The 24,727-nt window shown below is 59.9% G+C and carries 22 protein-coding genes and 1 pseudogene; 16 read left to right on the forward strand and 7 right to left on the reverse strand.

What is annotated here, in order from left to right; genetic code table 11:
• Together GA566_RS05295 and GA566_RS05300 are read left to right on the forward strand one after the other, a co-directional pair.
• On the forward strand, positions 1–816 hold the full coding sequence (locus tag GA566_RS05295) for an enoyl-CoA hydratase/isomerase family protein (RefSeq protein ID WP_160471886.1): 816 nt from the start codon (positions 1–3) through the stop codon (positions 814–816).
• 127 nt (positions 817–943) lie between these two features.
• On the forward strand, positions 944–2,302 hold the full coding sequence (locus GA566_RS05300; RefSeq protein ID WP_160471888.1) for an MFS transporter: 1,359 nt from the start codon (positions 944–946) through the stop codon (positions 2,300–2,302).
• 190 nt (positions 2,303–2,492) lie between these two features.
• Here GA566_RS05300 and GA566_RS05305 read toward each other — a convergent pair whose 3' ends face one another.
• The gene (locus GA566_RS05305) at positions 2,493–2,852 is read right to left on the reverse strand and encodes a DUF2750 domain-containing protein (RefSeq protein WP_160471889.1); all 360 of its coding nucleotides are present in this window, start codon (positions 2,850–2,852) and stop codon (positions 2,493–2,495) included.
• A gap of 401 nt (positions 2,853–3,253) precedes the next feature.
• Here GA566_RS05305 and GA566_RS33535 point away from each other — a divergent pair, with 401 nt between their 5' ends.
• Complete coding sequence (locus tag GA566_RS33535) at positions 3,254–3,385, forward strand: hypothetical protein (protein ID WP_255459302.1); 132 nt, start codon at positions 3,254–3,256, stop codon at positions 3,383–3,385.
• An 82-nt stretch (positions 3,386–3,467) separates the two neighbouring features.
• Here GA566_RS33535 and GA566_RS05315 read toward each other — a convergent pair whose 3' ends face one another.
• Positions 3,468–4,982: a CoA-acylating methylmalonate-semialdehyde dehydrogenase gene (locus GA566_RS05315; RefSeq protein ID WP_160471891.1), complete on the reverse strand. Its 1,515-nt coding sequence runs from the start codon at positions 4,980–4,982 to the stop codon at positions 3,468–3,470.
• Between the two features lie 185 nt (positions 4,983–5,167).
• Between GA566_RS05315 and GA566_RS05320 the strand changes: the two genes are divergently transcribed.
• From GA566_RS05320 to GA566_RS05370, 11 genes are all read left to right on the forward strand, one after another.
• Positions 5,168–6,133, forward strand: coding sequence for a LysR family transcriptional regulator (locus tag GA566_RS05320; RefSeq protein ID WP_137924394.1), 966 nt, complete (start codon positions 5,168–5,170; stop codon positions 6,131–6,133).
• A gap of 179 nt (positions 6,134–6,312) precedes the next feature.
• Complete coding sequence (locus GA566_RS05325) at positions 6,313–7,047, forward strand: succinate dehydrogenase/fumarate reductase iron-sulfur subunit (protein WP_137925701.1); 735 nt, start codon at positions 6,313–6,315, stop codon at positions 7,045–7,047.
• Between the two features lie 2 nt (positions 7,048–7,049).
• Positions 7,050–7,385 carry a succinate dehydrogenase gene (locus GA566_RS05330; RefSeq protein WP_137925700.1) on the forward strand — a complete coding sequence of 112 codons (336 nt, stop codon included), beginning with the start codon at positions 7,050–7,052 and terminating at the stop codon, positions 7,383–7,385.
• Positions 7,382–7,729 carry a succinate dehydrogenase gene (locus GA566_RS05335; RefSeq protein ID WP_137925699.1) on the forward strand — a complete coding sequence of 116 codons (348 nt, stop codon included), beginning with the start codon at positions 7,382–7,384 and terminating at the stop codon, positions 7,727–7,729. The genes GA566_RS05330 and GA566_RS05335 overlap by 4 nt, the downstream gene beginning before the upstream one ends.
• 1 nt (position 7,730) lies before the next feature.
• The gene (locus GA566_RS05340) at positions 7,731–9,479 is read left to right on the forward strand and encodes an L-aspartate oxidase (RefSeq protein ID WP_160471893.1); all 1,749 of its coding nucleotides are present in this window, start codon (positions 7,731–7,733) and stop codon (positions 9,477–9,479) included.
• 12 nt (positions 9,480–9,491) lie between these two features.
• The gene (locus GA566_RS05345; RefSeq protein WP_137925697.1) at positions 9,492–10,427 is read left to right on the forward strand and encodes a fumarate hydratase; all 936 of its coding nucleotides are present in this window, start codon (positions 9,492–9,494) and stop codon (positions 10,425–10,427) included.
• Positions 10,421–11,104: a fumarate hydratase C-terminal domain-containing protein gene (locus GA566_RS05350; RefSeq protein ID WP_160471895.1), complete on the forward strand. Its 684-nt coding sequence runs from the start codon at positions 10,421–10,423 to the stop codon at positions 11,102–11,104. Before GA566_RS05345 ends, GA566_RS05350 begins: the two co-directional genes overlap by 7 nt.
• A gap of 37 nt (positions 11,105–11,141) precedes the next feature.
• Positions 11,142–11,975 (forward strand): amidohydrolase family protein, encoded by an 834-nt coding sequence (locus GA566_RS05355; protein WP_160471897.1) that lies wholly within the window; start codon positions 11,142–11,144, stop codon positions 11,973–11,975.
• Between the two features lie 78 nt (positions 11,976–12,053).
• Positions 12,054–12,968: a LysR family transcriptional regulator gene (locus GA566_RS05360; protein ID WP_160471899.1), complete on the forward strand. Its 915-nt coding sequence runs from the start codon at positions 12,054–12,056 to the stop codon at positions 12,966–12,968.
• Positions 12,969–13,203: 235 nt separating this feature from the next.
• Complete coding sequence (locus GA566_RS05365) at positions 13,204–14,298, forward strand: tripartite tricarboxylate transporter substrate binding protein (protein WP_160471900.1); 1,095 nt, start codon at positions 13,204–13,206, stop codon at positions 14,296–14,298.
• 48 nt (positions 14,299–14,346) lie between these two features.
• Positions 14,347–15,090, forward strand: coding sequence for a sulfite exporter TauE/SafE family protein (locus GA566_RS05370; RefSeq protein WP_160471902.1), 744 nt, complete (start codon positions 14,347–14,349; stop codon positions 15,088–15,090).
• A gap of 12 nt (positions 15,091–15,102) precedes the next feature.
• Here GA566_RS05370 and aspA read toward each other — a convergent pair whose 3' ends face one another.
• Positions 15,103–16,530 (reverse strand): aspartate ammonia-lyase, encoded by a 1,428-nt coding sequence (gene aspA / locus GA566_RS05375; protein ID WP_160471903.1) that lies wholly within the window; start codon positions 16,528–16,530, stop codon positions 15,103–15,105.
• A 330-nt stretch (positions 16,531–16,860) separates the two neighbouring features.
• Between aspA and GA566_RS05380 the strand changes: the two are divergent.
• Positions 16,861–17,531, forward strand: a pseudogene (locus tag GA566_RS05380) (IS30 family transposase); the annotation flags it as partial.
• A 197-nt stretch (positions 17,532–17,728) separates the two neighbouring features.
• On the opposite strand, the gene GA566_RS05385 reads toward GA566_RS05380, so the two are convergent.
• From GA566_RS05385 to GA566_RS05395, 3 genes are all read right to left on the reverse strand, one after another.
• Positions 17,729–18,637 (reverse strand): LysR family transcriptional regulator, encoded by a 909-nt coding sequence (locus GA566_RS05385; protein ID WP_160471905.1) that lies wholly within the window; start codon positions 18,635–18,637, stop codon positions 17,729–17,731.
• Positions 18,630–19,025: a low temperature requirement protein A gene (locus tag GA566_RS33650; RefSeq protein WP_370459269.1), complete on the reverse strand. Its 396-nt coding sequence runs from the start codon at positions 19,023–19,025 to the stop codon at positions 18,630–18,632. The genes GA566_RS05385 and GA566_RS33650 overlap by 8 nt, the downstream gene beginning before the upstream one ends.
• A 191-nt stretch (positions 19,026–19,216) precedes the next feature.
• The gene (locus GA566_RS05395; protein ID WP_137925689.1) at positions 19,217–19,990 is read right to left on the reverse strand and encodes an SDR family oxidoreductase; all 774 of its coding nucleotides are present in this window, start codon (positions 19,988–19,990) and stop codon (positions 19,217–19,219) included.
• Positions 19,991–20,308: 318 nt separating this feature from the next.
• Here GA566_RS05395 and GA566_RS05400 point away from each other — a divergent pair, with 318 nt between their 5' ends.
• A complete protein-coding gene (locus GA566_RS05400; protein WP_160471909.1) occupies positions 20,309–23,104 on the forward strand; it encodes an autotransporter outer membrane beta-barrel domain-containing protein in 2,796 nt (931 codons plus the stop codon).
• 558 nt (positions 23,105–23,662) lie between these two features.
• Here GA566_RS05400 and hchA read toward each other — a convergent pair.
• Positions 23,663–24,538 (reverse strand): glyoxalase III HchA, encoded by an 876-nt coding sequence (gene hchA / locus GA566_RS05405; RefSeq protein ID WP_137925687.1) that lies wholly within the window; start codon positions 24,536–24,538, stop codon positions 23,663–23,665.
• Positions 24,539–24,727 lie beyond the last annotated feature (189 nt).

Consider the following 24,727-nt stretch of genomic DNA (forward strand, 5'->3'; position numbering starts at 1 on the left):
ATGACCCAGGAATTCCGATTGATTCATCCCGACCAGCAGCGCCTGCAGGAACTCGATGGCTTCTCCGTCACGATCGATCCCGCGCGCGAACGCGCGGACATCGTCCTGCACCGTCCCCCTTACAACGTGATCTCGATGGCTGCACGCGACCAGTTGCGGGCCGCATTCGAGGCGCTGGATGCCGATGACCGGGTGCGGGTCATCGTGCTGCGGGGGGAGGGCCGGCACTTCTCCAGCGGTGGCGACATCCGCGGCTTCCTCGAAGCCTCGCCCGAGCATGTATCGAAGCTCGCGTGGAATGTGGCGGCGCCCACGCGATGCGGCAAGCCGGTGATTGCAGCCAACCGTGGCTACTGTTTCGGCGTGGGCTTCGAGTTGTCGCTGGCTTGCGATTTCCGCATCGCCACCAACACCACGGAATACGCACTGCCGGAGCAGAAGCTCGGACAGATTCCGGGATCGGGAGGCTCCGCACGGCTTCAGAAAATGGTGGGGGTGGGGCGCACGAAAGACATCGTCATGCGCTCGCGCCGCATCGGCGGCCAGCAGGCATACGAATGGGGCATTGCAGTGGACTGCGTGGCAGATGCCGAGTTGGAGGCCGCTACGGATGCGCTGGTCGACGAACTGCGCGCCTTCTCGCCGCTGGCGCAACGAACCGCCAAGAAGCTCCTGAACGATACCGAGGACGCGCCGCTGTCCATCGCCATCGAACTGGAAGGGCATTGCTACAGCCGGTTGCGCAGTTCGGAAGACTTCCGCGAAGGCGTCGAGGCGTTCCACGCCAAGCGCAAGGCCGAGTTCAGCGGACGCTGATCGTACGCCGTCGGCCCCCTTCGGCCCCCCTTCGGGGCGCGCATCGATCGATAACGAGGGAAGGCGACGCTCCACGCGAGTGTCGCCCGCACTCGTCAAAGAAAACTAGAAACACCAGGAGACAAAGATGAAAGTGCTGGCAAACCAGGCGGTGCCGTCGGACGGCGCGCAAAGTGCGGCGCCAGTGGCCGCAAGTAACAGGCAGGTGCTGGGTGCAGTGACGGCATCCTGCATGGGTTGGGCGCTTGACCTGTTCGACCTGTTCATTCTCTTGTTCGTGGCCCCGGTGATCGGCAAGCTGTTCTTTCCGTCTGAACAGGCGATGCTCTCGCTCGCTGCCGTGTATGCGTCGTTTGCCGTCACGCTGCTGATGCGGCCGCTCGGCTCGGCGATCTTCGGCGCCTACGCGGATCGCAATGGCCGCAAGGGTGCGATGGTCGTGGCCGTGACGGGTGTGGGCCTGTCCACGGCCGCGTTCGGATTGCTCCCCACCGTCAACCAGATTGGCATGTTCGCGCCGGTCTTGTTCATTCTGCTGCGGCTCATACAGGGTGTCTTCGTTGGGGGCGTGGTGGCTTCCACCCATACAATCGGCACGGAATCGGTGCCACCGTCGTGGCGCGGCGCGGTGTCCGGCCTGGTGGGCGGCGGCGGCGCGGGCATTGGTGCGTTGCTGGCTTCCGTCACGTACATGGCAATGACGGCGCTTTTTCCTGGCGACGCCTTTGACGCATGGGGATGGCGTTGCATGTTCTTCGCCGGCATTCTCAGCTCTGTGCTGGGTCTTGTGATCTTCAACTCGCTCGAGGAATCGCCGCTGTGGAAGCAACTGCAGGCCGCGAAGAAATCCAGTGGGCAGCCAACGCAGGCGCATCCGCTGCGGACGCTTTTCTCTCGTGAGTACCGTGGCATTCTGCTCGCCAACATCCTGTTGACCGTGGGCGGTGGCAGTGCGTACTACCTGACATCCGGTTACCTTCCCACCTTCCTCAAGGTGGTGGTCAAGGCATCGCCTGGCGAGTCTTCCGCCATTCTGATGGCGAGCAGCCTCGGTGTGATCGTGGCGTCGGTAGCGGCGGGGCATTTCAGCACGCTGGTGGGGCGCAAGAAAGCGTTCCTGGTGATCGGCTTCGCCAGCCTGATTCTGATGCCGATGCTCTATCAGTGGATGGCTGTCGCGCCAACCTCGACGATGCGCGGCGTCTATGCCGTGGCGCTTTCGATGCTGGGGTGCGCGGGTTTCGCGCCCATCCTGATCTTCCTGAACGAGCGGTTTCCCACCAGCATCCGTGCATCCGGTACCGGTCTGTCCTGGAACATCGGCTTCGCCATTGGTGGGATGATGCCCACGCTTGCCTCGCTTTCTGCCCGCACACCAGCAGATCTTCCGCTGACCCTCAGCATTTTCCTCGGGGTCGTCACGCTGATTTATTTGGCGGGCGCCGTCATCGTGCCGGAGACACTGGGTCGCCTTGGCGAGAAATAGGTACGGCCCGTCGTTCCGGGAATCGTTCCGCGATGTATGGGACGGCGCGATGATCCATGTACTTCGCTGATGAGCCGTCCATACGCGGAACGATGAATGTCCCAGATTGGCCGGCACGCGCGTGATCGACGCCGCCCGCTGACATGCCCGGGCCATACGGCAAGAGCCGACCCCTTGGCGAATGTTCAAGTTAGCCTGAGTTGCGCAGTGCTTCCACGTTTCTCGCAAGATCACTGGGCAGGATGTCAAAGCCGATTGCCCGGGAGCCAGACCAATTGATGCCCGCGAGCAGTTCGTCGCGAGTGAGTCCCGGAATCCAACGTTCCCGAAAATCGTTCCACGAGATGGCCACCGGGCGGAAGCCGTGATACGCAGCGACGCCTCCAATCACCACCAGAGCTCTTGATTCGCTCGACCAAAACGGCATGGCCCGCCTGCCGGTGAAGGTGAGCGGTGCTGGGAAACCATTGTCGTCGCGGATAGACCAAATCACTCCCGACTCAGCGATCTCGCGATAGAAGGCTGAAGCTTGGGACGCGGCAGTACTCATTTCGGCTTTACGGTCATCTGCTGTGCCTAGAATATTGCCAGATCGGTCAGCAGCGGTTGTTGGATCTGCTCCCGTCGACATCGTCGAGCAGTTCGGGTCGCATGCGCATTCTAGTGATACCCAACTTTGGGCTGAAGAGGGGAGCGAAACTCGGCGAGAGGAACGGACGCAGGGTCTTCCACGTGCGATACCACGTAGCTGGCCAGCGCCCCGCACATGATGTAGCGATTGTTTTCCAATGCCTGCAGATATCGGTGCCGACGCGCGTCGGAGCGCCGGCCCTTACAGCGTGCCCGGCTTGCCGTGAGACGACGTGATGTCAAGCAGGCGACGGTCTCTGATCGGAGTGTCGTTCATTTCGGCAAGGACCCCGCGCCTATTGGGATGCAACGGTAAAGAAGATGAAGAAGCCTTTCGGTGCGCCGCTGAAGGATGAGGACGTCGAGCCCATCGTGGACTACCTCGTCAAGACATATGGTGCGGAGGCGAAGAAGACGGCAGCCAGGGAGGCGTCTGCAGCCACCCCGCACTAATACGGTAGCCAGATCGCGTGGCTGCGTAAAATCCGCGCCTGGACGAGGCGCGCAGAACAGCGCGGCCCCGTCCTCCACAATGTTACTTTGCAGTCGGCATGGCGAATTCCGCGCCGCGCGCCGTGTCGTTCGGCCACCGTTGCATGATGCTCTTCTGCCGGGTGTAGAACCGCACGCCTTCTTCGCCGTATGCGTGCGTATCGCCAAACAACGAGCGCTTCCAGCCACCAAAGCCGTGCCATGCCATCGGGACAGGAATGGGTACGTTGATACCGACCATGCCCACTTCGATGCGGCGACCAAACTCGCGGGCCACCTGACCATTCCGCGTATAGCATGCGACGCCGTTGCCGAATTCGTGTGCGTTGACCAGCTTTACCGCTTCCGCGAAATCATCCACGCGCACGCATGACAGCACCGGGCCGAAGATCTCTTCCTTGTAGATGCGCATCTCGGGCGTGACGTTGTCAAAGAGCGTGCCGCCAGTAAAGAAGCCTTGTTCATGGCCGGGAACCTTGTAGTTCCGGCCATCGACGACGAGCTTCGCGCCTTCTTCGACGCCAAGCGCAATGTAGTTCTCGATCCGTTCAAGCGCTTGCCCGGTGACAACCGGGCCCATTTCGGCGTCGGCCTCCATGCCGTTCTTGATGATCAGTTCGCGTGCGCGGGCTTCCAGCTTCGGCATGATCTTGTCGGCCACATCGCCAACGAGCACCGCAACGGAAATCGCCATGCAGCGCTCGCCAGCGGAACCGTAGGCAGCGCCGATCAATCCGTCCACGGCCTGGTCGATGTCTGCATCGGGCATCACCACCATGTGGTTCTTCGCGCCGCCCAGTGCCTGGACGCGCTTGCCCAGCTTCGCGCCCGTTTCGTAGATGTAGTTCGCAATCGGGGTGGAGCCCACGAAGCTGACCGCCTTGATGTCGTCATGATGGAGGAGGGCATCCACCACGGTCTTGTCACCTTGGACGACATTGAACACGCCGTCGGGCAGTCCCGCTTCCTTGAGCAGGCGCGCCATGAAGAGCGATGCGGAGGGATCGCGCTCGCTCGGCTTGAGGATGAAGCAATTGCCCGTTGCGATCGCAACCGGGAACATCCAGCACGGGACCATGCACGGGAAGTTGAACGGCGTAATTCCTGCAACCACGCCGAGCGGCTGGCGCAGCGTCCAGTTATCCATGCCGGTCGACACCTGATCCGTGAAGTCGCCCTTCAGTAGTTGCGGCACGCCACAGGCGAATTCGATGATGTCGATGCCACGGCTGACTTCGCCCGCTGCGTCGCTGAGGACCTTGCCGTGCTCGGCGGTGATGATCGCCGCAAGCTCGTCTTTGTGCTGATTCATAAGCTCCAAAAACTTCAGCATCACCCGGGCGCGTCGAATGGGCGGCGTATCTGCCCACTTGGGAAATGCCGCGACTGCCGAGGCGACTGCGGCGTCGACGTCTTCGACGGTCCCCAGGCGAACCTGCCGTGCTACCGCGCCGGTGGCGGGATTGAAGACGGCCTGCGACCGCTTGCCATTGCCTGCATACGGCTCGCCGGAAATGAAATGAATGACCTCGGACGTATTGGTATAGGGCGCAGTCATGGGCATCTCCTGTCAGTGCGGGGCGGGAGGAATCGTCCTCCGCGTTGTGGATGCCTGCAGTGTATGGACCGGCCTGAACCCTCGGTAGTCCGGTGGCGCCGAACTTACTGTTCAGGAATTTGATCCGGTGGCATGCTACGGCTACGAAATATCGACCGAATATGTGCGGTTTAGGGAGCATGGGGATGCGCAAAGAGAACGTCGAAGAACTCTGGGAACACCTGCATTGGCTGGTTGTTCTGCAGCAGCAAGGCAGTTTCAGCAAGGCCGCCGCGCGTCTCGGCGTCAGCAAGGCGTCCATGAGCCAGCACATTACCGACCTTGAAAAGGCAACCGGCATCGCGCTGGTTCAGAGGACCACGCGCAGCGCGAGCCTGACCGATGCTGGTCGGCAACTGGTGGAGTCGATGCGCGGCGCCTTCGAGCAAATTGCCACGGGCTACGCCAATGTTCGAGACCTGGCCGGGGCGCCAAGGGGATTTCTGCGCGTGACCGCTCCCGTGGCATTTGCCAGACAACAGCTTGTGCCTCGTCTTCCGGAGTTCCTGCGGAAGTATCCCCAGATCCAGTTGGAACTGGATATGTCGGATCGCCTGCGGCCGCTGGCGCAAGAGGGCTTCGACATCGCAGTCCGACATACGTCAGCCCCGCCGGAAACCCACGTCGCCTGGACGCTGTCATCGACGCGCGCAATTCTGGTCGCGAGCAGGGCGTACCTGCGCACCCGAGGGTCTCCCGAAACGCCGCAAGCCTTGGTTGACCACGCCTGTTTGCACTATCCGAGGCGGCAAGGGGCGACAACCTGGACGTTCGTGCCTTCGGTGGCAAGTCCGGGGTCGAAGCATGCCGATCCGGTAACCGTCCCAGTCACCGGGCCGCTGACCGTGAACAACAGTGAAGCATTGCGTGATGCAGCGATCGAAGGGGTGGGCATCGCATTGCTTCCGGACTTCAGCGCCCAATCCGCTCTGGAGACCGGCCGCCTGGTCGAAGTGTTGCCGCAGTGGCGATCGACAGGGGCATTTGGCGATTGGTTGTACGCCATTCGCCCTTATTCCGCCCACGCCTCAAGGGTGTCGCAGGTGTTTGTGGACTACCTGCGAGAGATCTATTCGGATGGTTTTGCGTCCACTCCTCCGGCGCTGATCTGACTTTCTAAGAAAGAAGTGTCCCGAAGGGCATTTTTTGGGTTTAAGTTAAAAAAATATCGAGTTATAAATTATTGATTAAGAAATATCGATTACTTAAACTCGTTTCAACACACCACAAAAGACCACGGCCACGCATTCAGGTTTGCGCGTCCGCGGATCGAACGAGACGGGAGACAGTGATGGAGGCGACAAAGGCCGCGCAACGCATGCTCACGGTGAAGATTGCCCGCGGCACCGAGGACGGAAACTTCGCGACGTATGAGGTGCCGTGGCGCGAAAACCAGACCGTGCTGGATGTGGTGACCGAGGTGCAGCGCCGTATCGATCCAACACTGTCGTATCGATTCGCCTGCCGTGTTGGCGTGTGCGGCTCCTGCGCCATGACGGTGAACGGCAAGCCGCGTTGGACATGCCGCACACATGTGAGTCGCGTGGAAGAGGACGGTGTGATCGTCATCGAGCCGATGCGCAACATGCCACGCATCAAGGACCTCGTGGTGGACATGTCGGAGTTCTTCGACAAATGGAAGAAAGCGGGTAACACGTTCGTTGGCACTGCCACACGTCATGACCCGCCCGCCGCAGTGTCCCCGACCAGCAAGAAGCGGAAGATGGCTGATGCTGCCATCGAGTGCATCAACTGTGGCGTCTGCTATGCCTCGTGCGACGTGGTGGCATGGGACAAGGAATACCTCGGCCCTGCGGCGCTGAATCGTGCATGGACGCTTTACAACGACGAGCGTCATGCAGATCCGAAGGACGTCTTGAAGAAGGCCACCTCGGGCAGTGGATGCAATTCCTGTCATACGCAAGGCAACTGCATGACCCACTGCCCGGTCAGTCTGAGTCCCACTGGAAGCATTGCGGGCTTGAAGAAGAATGCCTTGCTTCAGTTCCTGAAGGGAGGTGACTGACTATGGAGCAGCGTCTGTTCGCACTCCAGCGCTTGAGCGCGATGGTCATGGCGCCTTTCGTGCTCGTGCATCTCGGCGTCATTCTGTATGCGGTGCGGGGTGGGCTGACCGCAGCGGAGATCCTTTCCCGTACACAAGGCAGCCTTCTCTGGATTCCGTTCTACTCCCTGTTCGTGATCAGCGTGGCAGTCCACGTGCCCATTGGTCTGCGCAACATTTTGATCGAGTGGGGCCGCTTGAGCAGAAGCACAGCATCGGTCTGCTGCCTGCTGTTCGGATTGATGCTGCTTTCAATGGGCCTGCGCGCCGTGGCCGCGGTAGGAGGGCTCGGATCATGAAGTCACCAAGAAATCACCGTGCCTACTGGGCGTTTCTTGGGCATCGGCTGTCGGGTCTCGCGCTTGGCATTTTCCTGCCGGCTCACTTCTACGTCCTGGGTCTCGCACTTGACCAGCAAGCCCGCATGGACGCCTTCCTGAAGTTCGCTGATATGGGCGCAGTCAAGTTTGGCGAATGGGGCCTCGTGCTGCTTCTGTCCATCCACATGTCGTTTGGCCTTCGGCTGCTGGCGCTGGAGCTTCTGCCATGGAGTACGACGCGCGATGCGCGCCTGTCATGGATTAGCTGGGGAGGTGCGCTCTCACTGTGTATCGGCGTGATCTTTGCCATGGGGGTAATTTGAAATGCAGATCGAGAACTACAAGACAGACATCCTGATCCTTGGCACTGGTGGCGCAGGGCTGTTCGCAGCGTTGCATGCCAAGAAGGCGAATCCAACGCTGAGAGTATCGGTGGCAGTCAAGGGTCTGCTGGGTAAGTGCGGTTGTACGCGGATGGTCCAGGGCGGCTACAACGTGGCGCTGTCCACGGGCGATTCGGTAGAGCGTCATTTCATGGACACGATCGAAGGTGGCAAGTGGTTGCCGCGCCAGGATCTGGCCTGGCGCCTCGTTGAAGGTGCCATTGAGCGCGTACGTGAACTTGAAAACGAGATCGGCTGCTTCTTCGACCGCAATCCGGACGGCACACTGCATCAGAAGGCATTCGCGGGCCAGAGCTTCGATCGCACGGTCCACAAGGCTGACCTGACGGGCATCGAGATCATCAACCGCCTGATGGAGCAGGTGAGGGCGCTCGATGTGGAAGAGCTGGAAGAGCATCGGGCTATCGAACTGATTCCGGCTGCGGACGGTTCGGGTATCTCCGGCGTGCTTTTCATCGACATGCGTCAAGGCACCTATCGGTTCGTGCAGGCCAAGGCCGTACTGCTGGCGACGGGCGCCGGACCCACGATGTACCGCTACCACACGCCATCCGGTGACAAGACTTGCGACGGCCTGGCGATGGTCATGCGCTATGGGTTGAGCCTTCGCGACATGGAGATGGTGCAGTTCCATCCGACTGGCTTGCTGGGTGGGCCGGATACCCGCATGACTGGAACGGTGCTCGAGGAGGGCTTGCGCGGTGCGGGCGGCTGGCTGATCAACGGCAACGGGGATCGCTTCATGACCAACTACGACCCTCGCGGCGAGCGCGCGACGCGCGACGTGGTCAGCCGTGGCATCTACTCCGAAATGCGCGCAGGCCGGACCGGCCCGATGGGCGGGGTCTATATCCAGATGAGTCATCTGGGGCCTGAGAAGGTGGCAAAAACCTTTCCGGGGATGGTCAACCGTTGCAAGGACTGCGGCTTCGACCTGGCGGGCGGCCGCGTGGAAGTCGTGCCGACTGCCCACTATCTGATGGGTGGCGTGGAATTCGATGTGGACTGCAGCACGGCGTCCCCCGGCCTGTTCGCAGCCGGCGAGGACTGCGGAGGCGTGCACGGTGCCAATCGTCTGGGTGGCAATGGCGTAGCGAACTCAACCGTTTTCGGCGGCATCGCGGGCGATTCCATGGCCGCATACGCAGCGAAGGTTCAGCACTGGAAAGAGCCGGACAAGCGGGTCATCCTCAGCGGCATCGAACGCGCGGAATATCCATTCTCAAAGACGCCGGGTGCAATCCACGAACTCCGCGACGCGCTGGCCCAGACGATGTGGGATGACGTTGGCGTGCTGCGTAACGAGCAGGCGATGCGCCGAGGACTCTCGTCGGTCGCGGACCACCGCAACGCGCTGATGGCCATGGGCGTGCCCGATGGGGATCGCCGCTACAACGTGACCTGGCACGACTGGCTGAATCTGCAAAGTCTGGTCGACATGTCCCGCGTGATCACTGTTTCCGCGCTGGCCCGTGAAAACAGCCGCGGCGCCCATGCTCGCGAGGATTTTCCGGAGCCCGGCGATCTGCATAGCAGTCGCTACACCCGCGTGACAGCGGATGGCGATGATATTCGTCTGGAGATGGTTCCGGTGAAGTTCGACATCGTGAGGCCCGGCACATCACTGATTACCGGTGAGGCCGGTCAACCCCCAAAAGTTGCAGCATAGAGGACCGCTACGATGACCATCTCTATCGACCGGGTCGAGGAAGCCGCGTTCGAAATCATGAAACGCGCCGCGATCGAGATCCCCAAGGACTACAAGCAGGGCATCCAGGCATTGCAAAGGACCGAAACCGGCAAACTGCCGCGATTCGTGATCCACGCCATGCAGGACAACTGGGAGGCCGCCGACCAGGACCGCCGGCCCATGTGCGCCGACACCGGCCTGCCTCGCTACTACGTCAAGGTAGGCAATAACGCCACGGTGCAACGCGGCTTTGTCGCGGTGGAGCGCGCGTTGCGCAAGGCCACGGCCGACGCCACGCTGGCGGTTCCGCTGCGACCCAATCGGGTACATCCACTTTGGCGCACGGATAACAACAACAACGTCGGCATCAATGCACCCGAGATCGAGTGGTCCTTCGAGCCCGATTCGGACTGGGTGGACATCACCACTGTCCACAAGGGCGGGCTGTTCGGGACCGATTACCGGATGTTGTTTCCCGGCGATGGCATCGACGGCATCAAACGATTCGTGCTCGATACCCTGATCGCGTTCGGAAAGCGCGGCCTGGCCTGTCAGCCTGCGATCGTCGGCATCGGTCTGGGCGGATCGAAGGATACGTGCATGCAGCTCGGCAAACAGGCAGCCTGCCTTCGGGTGGTGGGCGACCGCAATCCCGATCCGAAGATCGCCGAGCTTGAACTCGAGCTCATGAAGCTGGGTAACTCCATAGGCATGGGCGCCATGGGTTTCGTGGGTTCCTCGATGGTGGTCGACTGCCATATCGAGGTCGGCCATACGCATACCGGTGGGATGCCAATCAGCCTCCATACGTTCTGCCTGTCGTCACGACGCGCCACTGCGCGAATCCATGCAGACGGCAACATCGAATACCGGACGGACCCACAGTGGTTCACCCCATACCTGCGCAGGGAGACGGTCGAATGGTAAGCCCGCAAGACGATGAACTGCAGGTCTTCCACATCAACCTGCCCGCCACGACGGAAGACATTGCCAAGCTCGAACTGGGAGCTGCCGTCTACCTGACAGGCGTGGTCTACACAGCGCGGGAAGGCGTCTACAAAAAGGTGCTCGACGAGGGCCTGGAGCCGCCGGTCGAGCTTCGTGGCCTGAGCAATGTCAACTTTCATTGCTCACCTGCCGCCGCGCCTAACGACGATGGTAGCTATAACGTCGGCGCCGTGACGGCCACCGCAAGTTTCCGCTTTTCGAAGTGGATACCGAAGTGGATGGAGAAGACCGCGTGCCGCATCTTCATCGGCAAGGGGGGCATGCCTGCCGACGACTACAAGCGCGTGCTCGCACCCGGTGGGGCGATCTATCTCACGACGGTCGGTTATGGCACTGGCGCACTGCTCGGTCGCGGTATCAAGCAGGTGAAGGACGTGTTCTGGCTCGACGAGCTTGGCATTGCGCAGGCGATGTGGATGTTCGAGGTGGAGAACTTCGGTCCGTTCATTGTCGAGAGCGATCTGGATGGCAATTCGCTGTTTGCGCAGCACGCCGAAGTGATCAACGCTGGGATCGAAAAGCTCTACGCAGGGTTGAAGCCGCCAGCACTGCACAGGTACGGCGAGACTGACGACCGAAAAAACGAAGTGATGTGACGACCATCTCCGCAGCAAAACCGACCCAGGACAAGCCATGATTATCGATTTCAGACTTCGACCACCAGTAGGCGGATTCCTCGACACGCTGATGTATTCAGCAGGGGAGCGCCGTGATGGCTTTACCCGTACCGTTGGCTTCGAGCCGTCTCCTGCGGCCCAGCAGCAGTCCATGGAATTGTTGGTCAAGGAAATGGACGAAGCCGGCGTGGACAAGGGCGTTGTGGTCGGGCGTCTCGCCGGGACATTGGGCAGTGTGTCGAATGAGGACGTGTCGCGGATCGTGCGTGACTATCCGCAACGCTTCATTGGCGCCGCGTCCATTGATCCGACCAATCGGGTCGCGGCATGCAAGACGATCTCGGATGCGGTGGCCAGTGGCTTCAAGGCTATCAACATCGAGCCTGGGTCATACCCGATTCCGATGTATGCCGATGACCGGCGGCTGTACCCGATCTATGCGCATTGCGAAGATCTGGGCGTGCCCGTGATCATGATGGTCGGTGGCACCGCAGGTCCTGACCTGAGCTATTCCGATCCGGTGAAGACCGACCGCGTCCTGGCGGACTTTCCGGGGCTCAAGGTCGTCGTTGCACATGGCGGATGGCCCTGGGTTACGGAGATCCTGCACATCGCTTTCCGACGGCCGAACATGTATTTGTCGCCGGATATGTACTTCTCGCGCATGCCGGGCTGGGAAGAATACGTCAAGGCGGCCGACACGTTCCTTGCCGACCGCATGCTGTATGCAAGCTCCTTTCCATTCTGTCCGGTGCGGGACTACAAGCAATGGTTCGAGACGTTGCCGATTCGTCCGGAGAACCTGGAAAAGGTCATGGGCGGCAATGCGCGTCGCCTGCTGGGGCTCTAGTCCGCGTGCGCGATGTCCATGCGGCAAAATGTCGGCGTCACGCGCTAGCGGAATGCATCACAAACCAATTTGTCAGACATGGACGTCAAAACGCTTTATACGCTTGTAGCCATCGCTGATCGGGGCAGTTTTGCCGAGGCTGGCAACGCTATCGGGCTGACGATTTCGGCCGTCAGTATGCAAATGCGGGCGCTCGAAGAGGAACTTGGCATCACCATCTTCGATCGGAGTCGACGGCCCCCCGTGCTAACTGACGCAGGGCTGGCATTTACCAATCGTGCACGTGATCTTCTGACCCATTGGGAAAGCATGAGTGCTGCGCTCAAGCGAGAGGCGGCCGGAGGCGTGCTGAAACTGGGTTCCGTGCATACCTGCGTTTCCGGCGTCCTGCCTCTTGCACTGAAGCGACTGCACCAGCAGGGGCATCGCGTAGACATCCACCTGACCACGGGCCTTACCCATGATCTGGAGCGGGCGGTGCATCGACGGCAATTGGACGTGGCTGTCGTGACCGAACCGGAGGTCCCGCGCCTGGACTTGCAGTTCATGCCGTTCTTCAATGAGGAGTTCGTGGTGATCACACACATCACGACACGAGGAGACTCGGACAAGGGAATCCTGGAAACAACGCCCTATGTGCGGTTCAATCGCACCGCCCGGGTGGGGCTACTCGTCCAGGAGGAAATGGTACGGCGTCAGATTGCGGTCCGGTCGACCATGGAGATCGACACGCTGGAAGGTGTGATCGCGATGGTAGCCAATGGTCTGGGCTCGTCGGTTGTCCCGGCCCGTGGTGTGGAAAACGAGTTCCCGGCATCGATCCGAACCATTCCGTTTGGTTCGCCTCCGTTGATGAGGCGCCTCGGCATTCTGGTTCCCCGGGATAATCCGCGTGCGCATCTTTCACACCTGCTGCTGGAGGCGCTCACCGATGTGACACGGCCCACCAGTGCGCCGGATGACGGTCGTCCGAGGCTAGTGCAGAAGAGCTGAGCATATCGGATCTTCCGGAGTAGAAAACAAAACCAAACGTCATTGTCCAGGCCCATCCTGAGAGGGATGGGTCAGGGGATTATTTCGCCAAGAATAAGCATAAAAAACGCAATCGATAACGTTAAACGCAATCACTCGTTTCGGCTTTGGCATGCGCGTAATTAGGATTATCTGGAAGACAGTGAGTTACACACAATAGTCGCCGCCTGATGGTGACGCCACAAAGGAGACAACGATGGACTCGAACGGTACGGAGATGGCCATTGGCAATTGGCTTGTGCGAGGGCGGCAGTGGTGGCGCCGCATACGCCAACATTCCATCGTCAAGGAGTTGTGCCGGGACCGCGATGCACCGCAGTTCAGCATGTCGACCGGAGTGGCCATGTTTGCGTTCGTCATTGCGCCGGTGGCGATGGTGCCAGCCCACGCGGAAGAATGGCCGAGCAAGCCAATTCGTCTTGTTGTCCCGTTTGCGTCAGGAGGCGCCACAGACCTGCTGGCTCGCGCAGTCGCTGTCGAGCTTGGCAAGCAGTGGAAGCAGCCCGTTGTTGTCGACAACCGGCCTGGGGCTGGTGGTGCGGTTGGAGCAGAAGCCGTTGCCAAGTCGGCTCCTGACGGTTACACGCTACTGCTTGCGTCCGGAAGCATGTTTACGGTCAATCCATTCATCTATCAGAAGCTGCCGTACTCGGCCGAGAGCTTCGAGATGATCAGCAAGATCGCCAGCGGTCCGATGGTGCTGACGGTGAATACCAAGTTGCCGGCGAAAACGATGGCGGAATTCATCAGCTATGCCAAGGCGCATCCTGGCAAACTGACCTTTGCGTCGGCCGGCAATGGCAGCCAGGTACACATTGCAAACGAAGCCTTCGCGGAAGCCGCGGGCATTGATGTCGTGCACGTGCCGTATAAGGGGGAAGGACCTGCCTACGCAGACCTGATGGCGGGAACGGTGGATATGACCGTGGGGAACATCAATGCCATCTCGCCGCTGCTCAAAGGCAATCGTCTCCGTGCGCTGGCAGTCACCGGGAAGGAACGTTCCCCGCTATTGGCTGATGTACCCACTACCGCCGAAGCGGGGCTTCCAGGTTTTACCTTCTTTGGGTGGTTCGCGTTGATGGCGCCAACAGGAACGCCCAAGGAATTGACCGCCAGGATGTACGCCGATCTGGAGAAGGCAACCGCTGGGCCGAGCATGCAGCAGTATCTCGCGGCACAAGGCATGACAAGAACGCTGACACCAAAGGGGCAGCTTCCGCAGGAGATCGCGCAAGAATCCGGGCGCTGGAAGCAACTGGTCACCAAGCGGAAGATCTCTGCCAACTAACTGAAGCGCTGTAACTTGCGAGGCATTTCGGCCGCAAACTGGAGAGCCATGGGTACGGAACACTACGCAGTGCTGGGAGCGACGGTCGTAGGCGCCTACACGGTTTTCGGACTCACTGGTTTCGGCGCGGCGATGGTGGCCGTGCCGATCCTGGTGCAGTTCCTTCCGCTGCAGTTCGTTGTGCCCATGCTCCTCCTCCTCGACCTCGTGACCACTTCGATGGTCGGGCTGCGCAACTGGAATTCGGTGTCCCGGCCCGAACTGCTTCGCCTCTTGCCGTTCATGATGGTGGGCGTGGCGCTGGGTACGACGGTGCTTGCCCAAGTCGAATCGCGCTGGCTCCTCGTCGCCCTCGGTCTCTTCGTGCTTTTCATGACGGGGAGAGCGCTGCTAAGCGCTTCGACACGAGCGGAGGACGTGCCGAAAGGCTGGGCGGTACCGGCTGGCGTCGTGGGAGGCATATTCAGCGCACTGTTTGGAACTGGAGGCCCCATCTATACGATGTATCTGTCGCGCAGGCTTCCGCAGATCGACGCATTCCGTTCGACGATCGCTGCGGTGATCCTTTTAAGTGCTCTGGTGCGTCTGGCGGCTTTCGCCAGCAGTGGACTGCTGCAGCAAGCAGACTTGCTGCGCAGCGCCGCAATTGCGATGCCCTTCAGCCTGCTCGGGCTCGCGATTGGATCGCGCTTGCGCCGCGCCATCTCCGCTGACGCGGTGCGGCGCGCGCTATTGCTCTTTCTTGCCGCAAGCGGCGTTTCCGTGCTTTGTCGCGGTTTGCTGATGCATTGAGGGCAGCAGGATTCAGGGCTTCTTCGTATGGAGATCAAGCGGAACAGGGCGCGTCAGCGACTCCGGACGCAGGATCCTGTCGAGTTCATCCTGCGACAGCAGTCCTCTGCGCAGAACGATTTCATAGACGCTGCCACCGGTGACATGCGCTTCCTGAGCGACCGCCGTCGCGTTCTCGTATCCGATGTAGGGGTTCAGCGCCGTGACCACGCCAATCGAGTTCTGAACCGCGGCGCGCAGCTTGTCTTCATTCGCCGTGATGCCGCTTACGCAGCGTTCCGCCAAGGTCAGGCAGCCCGCGCGAAGATGGCTGACGCTTTTGAAGAGGCTGTGCGCAATGATGGGCTCGAAGGCATTCAATTGAAGCTGTCCCGCTTCTGCCGCGAAGCTGACCGTGACATCGTTGCCGATGACTTCGAAGGCAATCTGGTTCACGACTTCCGGAATAACGGGATTGACTTTGCCGGGCATGATGCTCGACCCCGCCTGCATGGGTGGCAGGTTGATTTCGCCGAATCCCGCCCTGGGTCCGCTGGACAGTAGGCGCAGGTCATTGCAAGTCTTGGAAAGCTTGACGGCCACGCGCTTCAGCACGCCCGAGAGCTGCACGAATGATCCGCAGTCTTGCGTGGCTTCGATCAGGTTGGGCGCTGTCGAGAGCGGGATGCCGGTGATATCACGCAGCCGCTGCAGCACAAGCGGTGCATACGAAGGATGCGCGGTAATGCCTGTGCCGATGGCCGTAGCGCCGAGATTGATCTCGCAGATCAACATGGCGGCCTCACGCAGGCGTTGCTCGTCTTCCCCCAGCATCACCGCATAGGTACTGAACTCCTGTCCGAGCGTCATGGGTACGGCATCCTGCAATTGCGTACGTCCCATCTTGATGATGTGCGCGAACTCGTCCGCCTTTGCCTCGAAGGCTTTGCGCAGGACGGCCATGGCATCCACCAGCCCTCCAATGCCGAACCAGGTGGCTACCTTGAGTGCGCTCGGATAGACGTCGTTCGTGCTCTGGCCAATGTTGACGTGCTCGTTCGGGTGGAGATGCTGATACTCCCCCTTGCCGTGGCCAAGCAACTCCAGCGCCCGATTCGCGATGATCTCGTTGGCGTTCATGTTCGTCGAGGTGCCGGCGCCGCCTTGTATCACATCGACGACAAACTGCTGATGGAGCGCGCCATCGGCGATCTCCTTGCACGCATTGACGATCGCATCGCAACGCTGCTTGTCTAGCAAGCCGAGTTCATGATTCGCAAGTGCAGCCGCTTGCTTGATCGCGGCCAGCGCCTTGATGAGTTCGGGATAGATGGAAATCGGCGTACCCGTGATCGGGAAGTTCTCGACGGCGCGCAGTGTGTGGACGCCGTAGTAGGCATCCGCAGGAACCTGTCGTTCGCCGAGTAGGTCGTGTTCGGTTCTGAAGCCTGCATTGGACATGATGGTCTCCGGGTACGGTGCGCCTGCAATGGATGGGGGCAGTGTAGTCCTTCAGCGTTGCCGTTATCGTCGCCATGCAAAGACGGTATGACTGTCGAAGGCCGTGCGGAGGTTATGCAAGAAGCGCATGGAAGCCCGCATCGTGGCCGTGCCCACAGTGTTCGCGCCTGGCACACCTGTTCCATTCTGGAACACCTCCTTCACACATGCCATCGACAACGGCAAGCCGGTACGCGAGACGGCTGCTGCCGACTTACCGCTGGCCGTGGACCACTTCCGTTACTTCGCGGGCTGCATCCGAGCGCAGGAAGGCAGCATTTCCGAGATCGCAAGGACTACCAAGTGTCACACGAGGCGATCTATAGTAGCCTTTATATTCAGGCGCGTGGCGCTTTGAAGAAGGAGTTGCTGGAGCATTTGCGGCGCTCGAGGGTCATGCGTCGGTCGCGCCAGTACACAATGAAGACTGAGGGACGCACCAATATCGCGAACGCCGTCTCGATCAGTGAACGTCCTGCCACGGCCGAAGATCGTGCGATACCAGGGCACTGGGAGGGCGACCTGCTATTCGGCGACGCTAACAGCCAAATCGCAACGCTGGTTGAACGCCAGAGCCGGTTCGTGATGCTGGTGAAGACGGCTGGCAAGGATTCTGAGGCCGTGGTCAACGCGCTGATCAAGCACGTCAGGAAGCTGCCGCAGGAGCTCTACAAATCGCTGACTTGGGATCGGGGCACAGAAATGGCCGGGCACAAGCGTTTCACTGTGGCGACAAATATCAAGTCTATTTCTGCGACCCTCAGCACCCCTGGCAACGCGGTTCGAATGAAAACATGAATGGACTGCTGAGGCAGTATTTTCCGAAGGGCACCAACCTCTCAGCATATTCGCAAACGAAACTCAACGCCGTAGCCAGGCGACTAAACGAGCGCCCTCGCAAGACGTTGAACTTCGATACGCCGGCTGAAAGGTTTCACCAGTACGTTGCATCGACCGGTTGAATCCGCAGCCGAGTCCGGAAGTTCGTCGCCCACCGGGCCTCGGATCCGGGCCGAACTTCCGTAGCCGACCTATTGCGGCCGGCTGAACCTTGTTCGGCAAACGTCCGCCGCAGGGTGAGGAAGGGGTAGTCCCCACCAATGGTAAGCATGCTGTAGAAGCGTTGATCTTTGCCGGCAGAAAGTCAACCTCGGCTTGACTACCGCTCCAGATGCGCCTGGATCAGTTCCTCGAACCAATCCAGAAACACCGCCAGCCGTCTCGAACGCTGGCGGCGATGGGTGTATAGCAAGGAGACCGACATCGAAGCTGGGCGATGGGCGGGCAAAACCTCCACCAACTCGCCGGCGTCCAACAGGTGTTCCACGTCGAAGCGTGGAATCTGAATCAGCCCCAGGCCGGCTCGGCAGCAAGCAATATAGCCTTCGGCGTTGTTCGCTACCACCTGGCAGGGGACGTCCACGACGTGCTCCATCCTGTCATCGGACACATATTCCCAAGGTGACTCTCGCCCCGTTGTAGGCGATGTGTAACCCACCATCCGGTGCCCCGACACGAGATCGTCGGGTCGTTCGGGTATGCCTCGTTCTTGTATATAGCTGCGGCTGGCGCAGTTAATCAGCGCGATTGTTCCCAGCGAACGCACCACCAGGCTGCTGTCTTTCAGAGTGCCGACCCGCACTGCGCAATCCACACCGTCCCGCACCAAGTCGACCGCGCGATCGTTCGACCCCAAGATCAAGCGCAACTGCGGATACCGGCACAGAAGTGACGGCAATGCCGGCGCTACCAGGCGGCGAGCGATCCGACTGGGCACGTCAATCCGGAGCTGGCCCGACACCTGGCGCTGGCCGGCGTGGAACAGCAGGTCGATCTCTTCCACGTCGGCCAGTAGCGGACGCACGCGCTCGAGCAATCGCGTGCCATCCGCGGTCAGATGAACCTGGCGCGTGGTTCGGTGCAGTAGACGGGTGCCAACTTCGTCCTCCAACTGCCGGATGGCGGCCGAGACGGAGGCGCGCGGCACTTCCAGTGCATGTGCCGCCTTGATGAAGCTGCCCATCTCCGCCACCTGCACGAAAACTCGATACCGCTCAAATTTATCCATGCTCCTCTCTTTGCTCGAGGCTTCGGGACTGGTCGAATTCGCTACAGCTTCCGTCCATCCGGTGAAGCCAATGCGATCCCGAAATCCCACCGGCGAACATCAATCCGTGCTCGCCGCAAGCCTGAGGGATGCTCGCTACCATGACAAGGCGCAATAGCATCTTGACGAGCAACAGACTGCGGATGTGCAGCGTATCCGGATCGAGCCAGTCTTTGACCCAGCAAGTGTACTGCCAGCCTGGCCACACCGGGAACCAGATGCGTAGAGATTCCGTCCTGCCCATCGCGTCAAGTGGTGCAGTATCTGGTGGCTGAGTGGAGTGAGAGCAAATACGTAGACGAGATCGAAGGACAGTCTTCTGAGTAACCGACCTTCGCATGGAGGCCATTCGCGCTGACCCAATGGGGGTGCTGACCAACGAGGGACGGCGAAGTCATTCATCCGATCATGCGTGCCACAGCGCCAGGCCGCGATAGTGGCGAGTGTGGCGGGCGTGGGGAAAACAATCAGGAGAACTCGCTGGTGACAGCGCTGCAAGCGCGCACACCAGCCCGAAGGTGTGTGCCCGCCCCACCTTGATTACTTGGTCGTGTAACCGCCGTTGATCAGGATGGTCTGGCCGGTGATCCACCAACCGTCGCTGACCAGATGGCGGATGAACGGAACGACGTCCTCAATGTCGGTGAGACCGGTCCTGCTAAATGGCGACAGAGCGCCGGCCGTCTTGTGGTAGGCCACCGCATCGGCGCCTTCCGCCGGGTAGAAGAACGGCGTATCCATTGGACCGGGGCCGACCGCAGTCACCGAGATCCCACGCGTGCCAAACTCCTTGGCGGCCGCGCGGGTGTAATGCTCGACCGGAGCCTTGGTGCCGGCGTAAGCCGCATAGAACGGTGTGAACGCTCCCAGCAAGGAGGTGACGACTGTGACGACCTTGCCGTTGTCGTTGACGTGCTTGCCGGCTTCCTTAAGAAAGAAGAACGCCGATTTCGAGTTCACCGCAGCCATCTCGTCGTACTCGACCTCGCTGATTTCGACCAAGGGCTTCTTGAGTACCTTGCCGACTGTATTGATCGCGATGTCAGGGCTGCCCACTGCTGCAATTGCATCGACGAACAGCTTCTCGACCGCGCCAGCGGTCGTCAGGTTCGCTTGGATCGCAATCGCCTGCGCACCAGCGCCCTTGACGGCGGCGACTGTCGCGTCCGCATCGGCTTTGCTGGTGGCACTGTTGTAGTGGATGACAACGGCTTTGGCACCTTGCTGGGCCAGGTCGCGAGCAATGAGTCCGCCCAAGTTCTTCGCACCGCCGGCAATGAGTACAGTCTTGCCTTTAATGGAATGATCTGTCATCTGCATTTCCTTTGTGAAACGTTGGGAGTCTCTACGTTAGAGGCGCCGTGCTCATGCATAAACTGGCGATCGCTGGATAGACAATCCAGAGAATCGAAACAATCGGCTTACATTGGATTTGCTGCCCGTCCACCATGAAAAGAACATCGCACACGGCCCGCCCACCCTCAAGCGCTGCTTCAGCGTGCCGATAAGACATATATCGCGGCATGTATCCCCTCATGTGTCACCGGTGTTGTCCGACAAGTCTTCTGGGTGGTTGTAGAAAAAGTCATCAAACAAATACCAATGGGCGAAGTTGAGAAGGAAGGATCAGTGATGGAGAAGACCAGGGCAGTGTTGATTGATGCGGCATCCGGGGGGCGCACCGCTACGCAAGAAGGGGGGAAATGGCCACGCCCGACGCAACGCCACGCGCGTCGGCAGCATCGCCAGACGCTTGCCAGCGGCCATGCCTGGCTTGTGTTGGCCGGAGGACTGGCAGGCGGCACAACGCTCTTCACGTCGATTGCTTCGGCGGCCAGCTACACTGTCTCAAGCTCAAGCGGCCTGACCCAGGCAGTAGCCACCGCGAATACCGATGGTGACGACAACACGGATATCACGCTGTCGCAGAACATCACAACCGCCAGTGGCACCGTGTTTGACGTTGGCACCAATCCAACCACATTGGGTATCAACACATCCGGCTCGACCTTGACGTTGAATGGGCCGGGTACGGTCTGGAATACCGGAAGCTATTTCTATTTCGGGATTAGTGGCGGCGGCGGACTAACTGTATCCAACGGTGCTCAACTCCGCATCCAGGATGGCCCGAGCTCTTCAAGTCCAGGCATCCTGAGTTTCGACGCTGGCGCCCTGGAGATCACCGGAAGCGGATCCGCGCTGACAACAAGCTACCTTGCCGTTGGCCGGGGCGGTGACGCCACGATCGCATTGACAAACGGCGGTCAGTTGACGACCCGCGTAGCGAGTATCGGGGAGGGGCCTGGGACGACTGCCGCGTCCACTATCACCGTGCTGGTGGACGGCCCAGGTACGCGCTGGAACACTGGCACCTTCGAAGCCGGCGGGGCGACGAATAGTGTCGATGTCACCGTTTCCAATGGCGCCGTGATCCAGGCGGCCGACTCCCGTATCGGCATAAATGGCGCTGGTTCGCTACTTGTCGACGGCATCGGTTCGCAATTCGCGGTTTCCGGTAGCCTCAGCATTGGCGCATTCTCGTTTGGGAGTACGCCGGGACAAGGAGTGGTGACTGTTAGTGACGGCGGACTTGTCTCTGCATTGAAAGGGGTGATCGTGGGCGTCGACAACGGCACGACCGCGGCGCTTACGGTCAACAGCAACGGTGTCCTCCAAACATCAAGGCTGCGGCCGGGCAACGGTACGGCGACGGTAACCTTTGACAACGGAACCCTGCGCGCGACGACCGACAGCACTCCCAAGTCAGCCCTGATTGATGCCTTTGCGCCGGGCGCCTTCACCATCGGCGCTGGAGGCATGTACATCGATTCCAATGGTTTCGATGTTACGGCGTCGACGGTGATGTCTGGTGTAGGCGGCCTGACAAAACAAGGCGCTGGCACGCTGAAGTTGATGAACGCCAACACCTACGCCGGCACGACGAACGTTCAGACCGGCATCTTGCAAGCCGGCGCTGTGAACACGTTCAGCCCGAAATCAGCGGTCGCCATCGCCTCTGCTGGCACGATCGATCTGGCTGGGTCCGGGCAGATCGTCGCGGGACTCTCCAATGCCGGTGTCGTTACCATGGGCTCTGGCACCGCGCCGGGGACGGTGCTCACTGTCAACGGCAACTATGTCGGCAATGGCGGCACGATGGTTATCAATACCGTGCTCGGCGCGGACAATTCGCCATCCGACAAGCTCGTCGTCAACGGCAATACGGCGGGCCAGACGGGCGTCAAGGTTGTCAATGCGGGAGGCTTGGGCGCTCAGACCACTGGCAACGGCATCCAACTGATTCAGGTCACTGGTACCTCCAACGGTACGTTCAACCTCCTGAGCCCGGTCGCTGCCGGCGCCTACCACTACAAACTCGTTCAGAACGGGGTAGACAACTCGGATGGCGATTGGTACTTGCGCTCCTCGCTTCGTCCCGAGACGGTAGTGGACTCAACGATCGGCTCGTCGGTAAGCACCGGCGGTCTCGCTCTGATGAGTAAGGCGGCCGCCCGTGGTGCCGGTGCTATCGTTTGCACCGATGAGGACAACGCCCGGACCAAAGGTGCTGGTGACAAAGGTTACTTAGGCGCATGCTCGGGCACGCTGTGGGCCCGAATCATTGGGCAGCTTGGCAATCAGGGCGGTAGCGCCTCCAATGCCAACGGAACGCCGGCCTATGACTACGGACTCTATGGTATCCAGACCGGTATCGATCTCGTGCGCACGGCCAGTGACCTGGCCGGCCTCTACTTTGGCTATGGCCGCTGGGACAGTACCGTTCGGGATATCGAGGGAGGTAGGGCAGGCAGAGTGGCCTATGACGCCTATGCGGTGGGAGTCTACTGGACTCATCTGTACGGCAACGGCCTCTACACGGACCTCGCCGTTCAGGAAGCCTGGTATGGAAACCTAAAGGCATCGACCCATGGTGGTTCGAACATCTCGACCAGCGGCAACAGCACCACGGCGCAAGCTGAAGCCGGCTACCAATTCGGACTCGGCCATGGCTGGGCGATTACCCCGAAGCTGTCGCTGATCTATCAACGCGTCAGTATCGGTAGCACTGCCGACTCCGCGGCACTGATCTCGTTCGGACCGACCAATGAACTCTATGGCCGTCTCGGCGCGAGAGTGTCAAAGGACTGGACGGCCACCAATAACGACAAGACACAGCTCTTCGGGGAGTTCAGCCTGTGGAGTCAACTCGGCGACAGGAACGCGAAGACGACCTTCACCAACTTGCAAGGCAACAACCCGACGACGACGACTTCGCTGCTGGGCGGTTCGTGGGGGCAGTTCAAGGTTGGCGTGAATAGCCAGATAACAAAGAAAATCAACGCGTTCGTAGCCATTGATAGCAGTGTCAGCCTCGATCACACCGGCTATTCTATCGGTGGTCATTTCGGCATCAAGTACGTCTACTAGCAGGATGGGAAAATAGGTTGCCGTCTATGCATCGCCCACTGTCCGGACCTTTACGGTCAACGCCGACCTATTACTTGGAAAAGCGCAATGGAGCCTGCCGATCCATGAGGCGTCACCAAGCCGTGATCAGCCCCTCAGCTTAGGATTGATCGCGACCTACTGGGCAGCGCCGCCTACCAGCGACACACAGGGATAGAGCGAGACGCGCGTTCGTGAGACTGTCGTTCCCGAGATTGCGGTAGAGAGCTTGCAGCTATGACCGTTCTGGGTAGGGAGGCGGTCATCCCATGCTACGAGCGTAAATGGCGGTTTCTGGCCGTTCTGGGACATCGACCAATAGGGCAGGCAGATTGGAGGAAACGGGACTATTGGCAGCCCCTGCGTCTTCAAACGCAGCGAGGGCACGCTAGCGGCCCGTGGTCACCATGTCATACGGAAAACTGCGCGGCGCGATTTTTTGAATTACGCGCCGCGGCAAGAGGAGAATCAATTCTACGAGAGGATGCGGAAATCAAATGCCTGGGAACGGCACTTCCCTGGCTGTGCAAGAGCTAGCGTTCAACTGTTTTTCTGCACTTCGTCCAGCAATGTGCGTGCAGCCAGCTTGCCAAGGTTGTTGGCCGCGAATGGGCTGTCTCCCGTGAGGAGTTTCCGGTCCTGGAACGTGCTGCCATCAATGTTTTTGTTTACGATTTCAACCCCCATCGCAGCAAGCTTTTCGCCGAAGAACCAGCGCAATGGACCAGGCATGTAGCCAATGTCCGGTGTCTGCTTGTCCAGGCTATCGGGGAATGCACAGATGCGGTAGCCGCGGAAGAGATCTCCACCGTCAGGTTCGTCGACGCCCGCGGAAAGTAAAGCGGCAGGACCGTGACACAGCGTGACGATGTATCTGTCGTTTTGCATCGCCCACTGCAAGGTGGCTTTCATATCTGCGCTGAAGGGTAGCCCCATCAGAGCACCATGCCCTCCGGGCACGAAGACGGCGATGTAGTTCGCATCCTTGTCCAGGGACGTTACTACGTCGGAAAGCTTGAGCGGTTGCTGGAATTTTTTCTCGTATTTAGTGTAGAAAGACTTTACCTCGTCGTCTTCCGAGGGAAACGCCCACCATTCGAACTTGGTGGGATTGCCGGATAAAGTGGCGATGTCGAACTCGAAGCCTGCGCGGTCCATGTGATACATGGGAAGGAGTGTTTCGATCGGATGGTTGCCAGTGGAGAAAAAAGTACCGCTTCCGGTCAATAGGTAACGCTCATCCGCAGCGACTAGCAGTACTTTCCAGCGGCCCCCATGATACGCATCCGGATAGTTCGCATCGGAGAGATCCGATTTTGGCGAAGTGAATTGTGAGAGCGAGTAGGGGGAAGGGAAAAACGCCTTGTGTTCGGCTGGATCAGGCGTGGGTTCCTTGCTGTCTGTCTGGGTTGTCATGATGACCTTCCTTCTAAGTAAGAACGCGCTTTAGAGATTAATTTCCACTGGCTTTTACGCCATACGAGAGAAAAGCATCAATCACGGCATGTGCCAGGTATGTCGGATGCCTTGCTGCGTTTCCTGCACTTGCCCGCTTGTACCGAGGCCTCCGCGCACTGGCGGGCAAATCAATGTCTGGAGGCATGT

The organism is Cupriavidus sp. SW-Y-13, from assembly GCF_009793345.1.
In the GTDB taxonomy this organism is placed as follows: Bacteria; Pseudomonadota; Gammaproteobacteria; order Burkholderiales; family Burkholderiaceae; genus Cupriavidus.

Excerpts from the sequence above, each read along its gene's own strand:
- GA566_RS05295 (WP_160471886.1), top strand. The coding sequence starts at position 1 with ATGACCCAGGAATTCCGATTGATTCATCCCGACCAGCAGCGCCTGCAG.
- GA566_RS05300 (WP_160471888.1), top strand. The coding sequence starts at position 944 with ATGAAAGTGCTGGCAAACCAGGCGGTGCCGTCGGACGGCGCGCAAAGT.
- GA566_RS05305 (WP_160471889.1), bottom strand. The coding sequence starts at position 2,852 with ATGAGTACTGCCGCGTCCCAAGCTTCAGCCTTCTATCGCGAGATCGCT.
- GA566_RS33535 (WP_255459302.1), top strand. The coding sequence starts at position 3,254 with ATGAAGAAGCCTTTCGGTGCGCCGCTGAAGGATGAGGACGTCGAGCCC.
- GA566_RS05315 (WP_160471891.1), bottom strand. The coding sequence starts at position 4,982 with ATGACTGCGCCCTATACCAATACGTCCGAGGTCATTCATTTCATTTCC.
- GA566_RS05320 (WP_137924394.1), top strand. The coding sequence starts at position 5,168 with ATGCGCAAAGAGAACGTCGAAGAACTCTGGGAACACCTGCATTGGCTG.
- GA566_RS05325 (WP_137925701.1), top strand. The coding sequence starts at position 6,313 with ATGGAGGCGACAAAGGCCGCGCAACGCATGCTCACGGTGAAGATTGCC.
- GA566_RS05330 (WP_137925700.1), top strand. The coding sequence starts at position 7,050 with ATGGAGCAGCGTCTGTTCGCACTCCAGCGCTTGAGCGCGATGGTCATG.
- GA566_RS05335 (WP_137925699.1), top strand. The coding sequence starts at position 7,382 with ATGAAGTCACCAAGAAATCACCGTGCCTACTGGGCGTTTCTTGGGCAT.
- GA566_RS05340 (WP_160471893.1), top strand. The coding sequence starts at position 7,731 with ATGCAGATCGAGAACTACAAGACAGACATCCTGATCCTTGGCACTGGT.
- GA566_RS05345 (WP_137925697.1), top strand. The coding sequence starts at position 9,492 with ATGACCATCTCTATCGACCGGGTCGAGGAAGCCGCGTTCGAAATCATG.
- GA566_RS05350 (WP_160471895.1), top strand. The coding sequence starts at position 10,421 with ATGGTAAGCCCGCAAGACGATGAACTGCAGGTCTTCCACATCAACCTG.
- GA566_RS05355 (WP_160471897.1), top strand. The coding sequence starts at position 11,142 with ATGATTATCGATTTCAGACTTCGACCACCAGTAGGCGGATTCCTCGAC.
- GA566_RS05360 (WP_160471899.1), top strand. The coding sequence starts at position 12,054 with ATGGACGTCAAAACGCTTTATACGCTTGTAGCCATCGCTGATCGGGGC.
- GA566_RS05365 (WP_160471900.1), top strand. The coding sequence starts at position 13,204 with ATGGACTCGAACGGTACGGAGATGGCCATTGGCAATTGGCTTGTGCGA.
- GA566_RS05370 (WP_160471902.1), top strand. The coding sequence starts at position 14,347 with ATGGGTACGGAACACTACGCAGTGCTGGGAGCGACGGTCGTAGGCGCC.
- aspA (WP_160471903.1), bottom strand. The coding sequence starts at position 16,530 with ATGTCCAATGCAGGCTTCAGAACCGAACACGACCTACTCGGCGAACGA.
- GA566_RS05385 (WP_160471905.1), bottom strand. The coding sequence starts at position 18,637 with ATGGATAAATTTGAGCGGTATCGAGTTTTCGTGCAGGTGGCGGAGATG.
- GA566_RS33650 (WP_370459269.1), bottom strand. The coding sequence starts at position 19,025 with ATGGCCTCCATGCGAAGGTCGGTTACTCAGAAGACTGTCCTTCGATCT.
- GA566_RS05395 (WP_137925689.1), bottom strand. The coding sequence starts at position 19,990 with ATGACAGATCATTCCATTAAAGGCAAGACTGTACTCATTGCCGGCGGT.
- GA566_RS05400 (WP_160471909.1), top strand. The coding sequence starts at position 20,309 with ATGGAGAAGACCAGGGCAGTGTTGATTGATGCGGCATCCGGGGGGCGC.
- hchA (WP_137925687.1), bottom strand. The coding sequence starts at position 24,538 with ATGACAACCCAGACAGACAGCAAGGAACCCACGCCTGATCCAGCCGAA.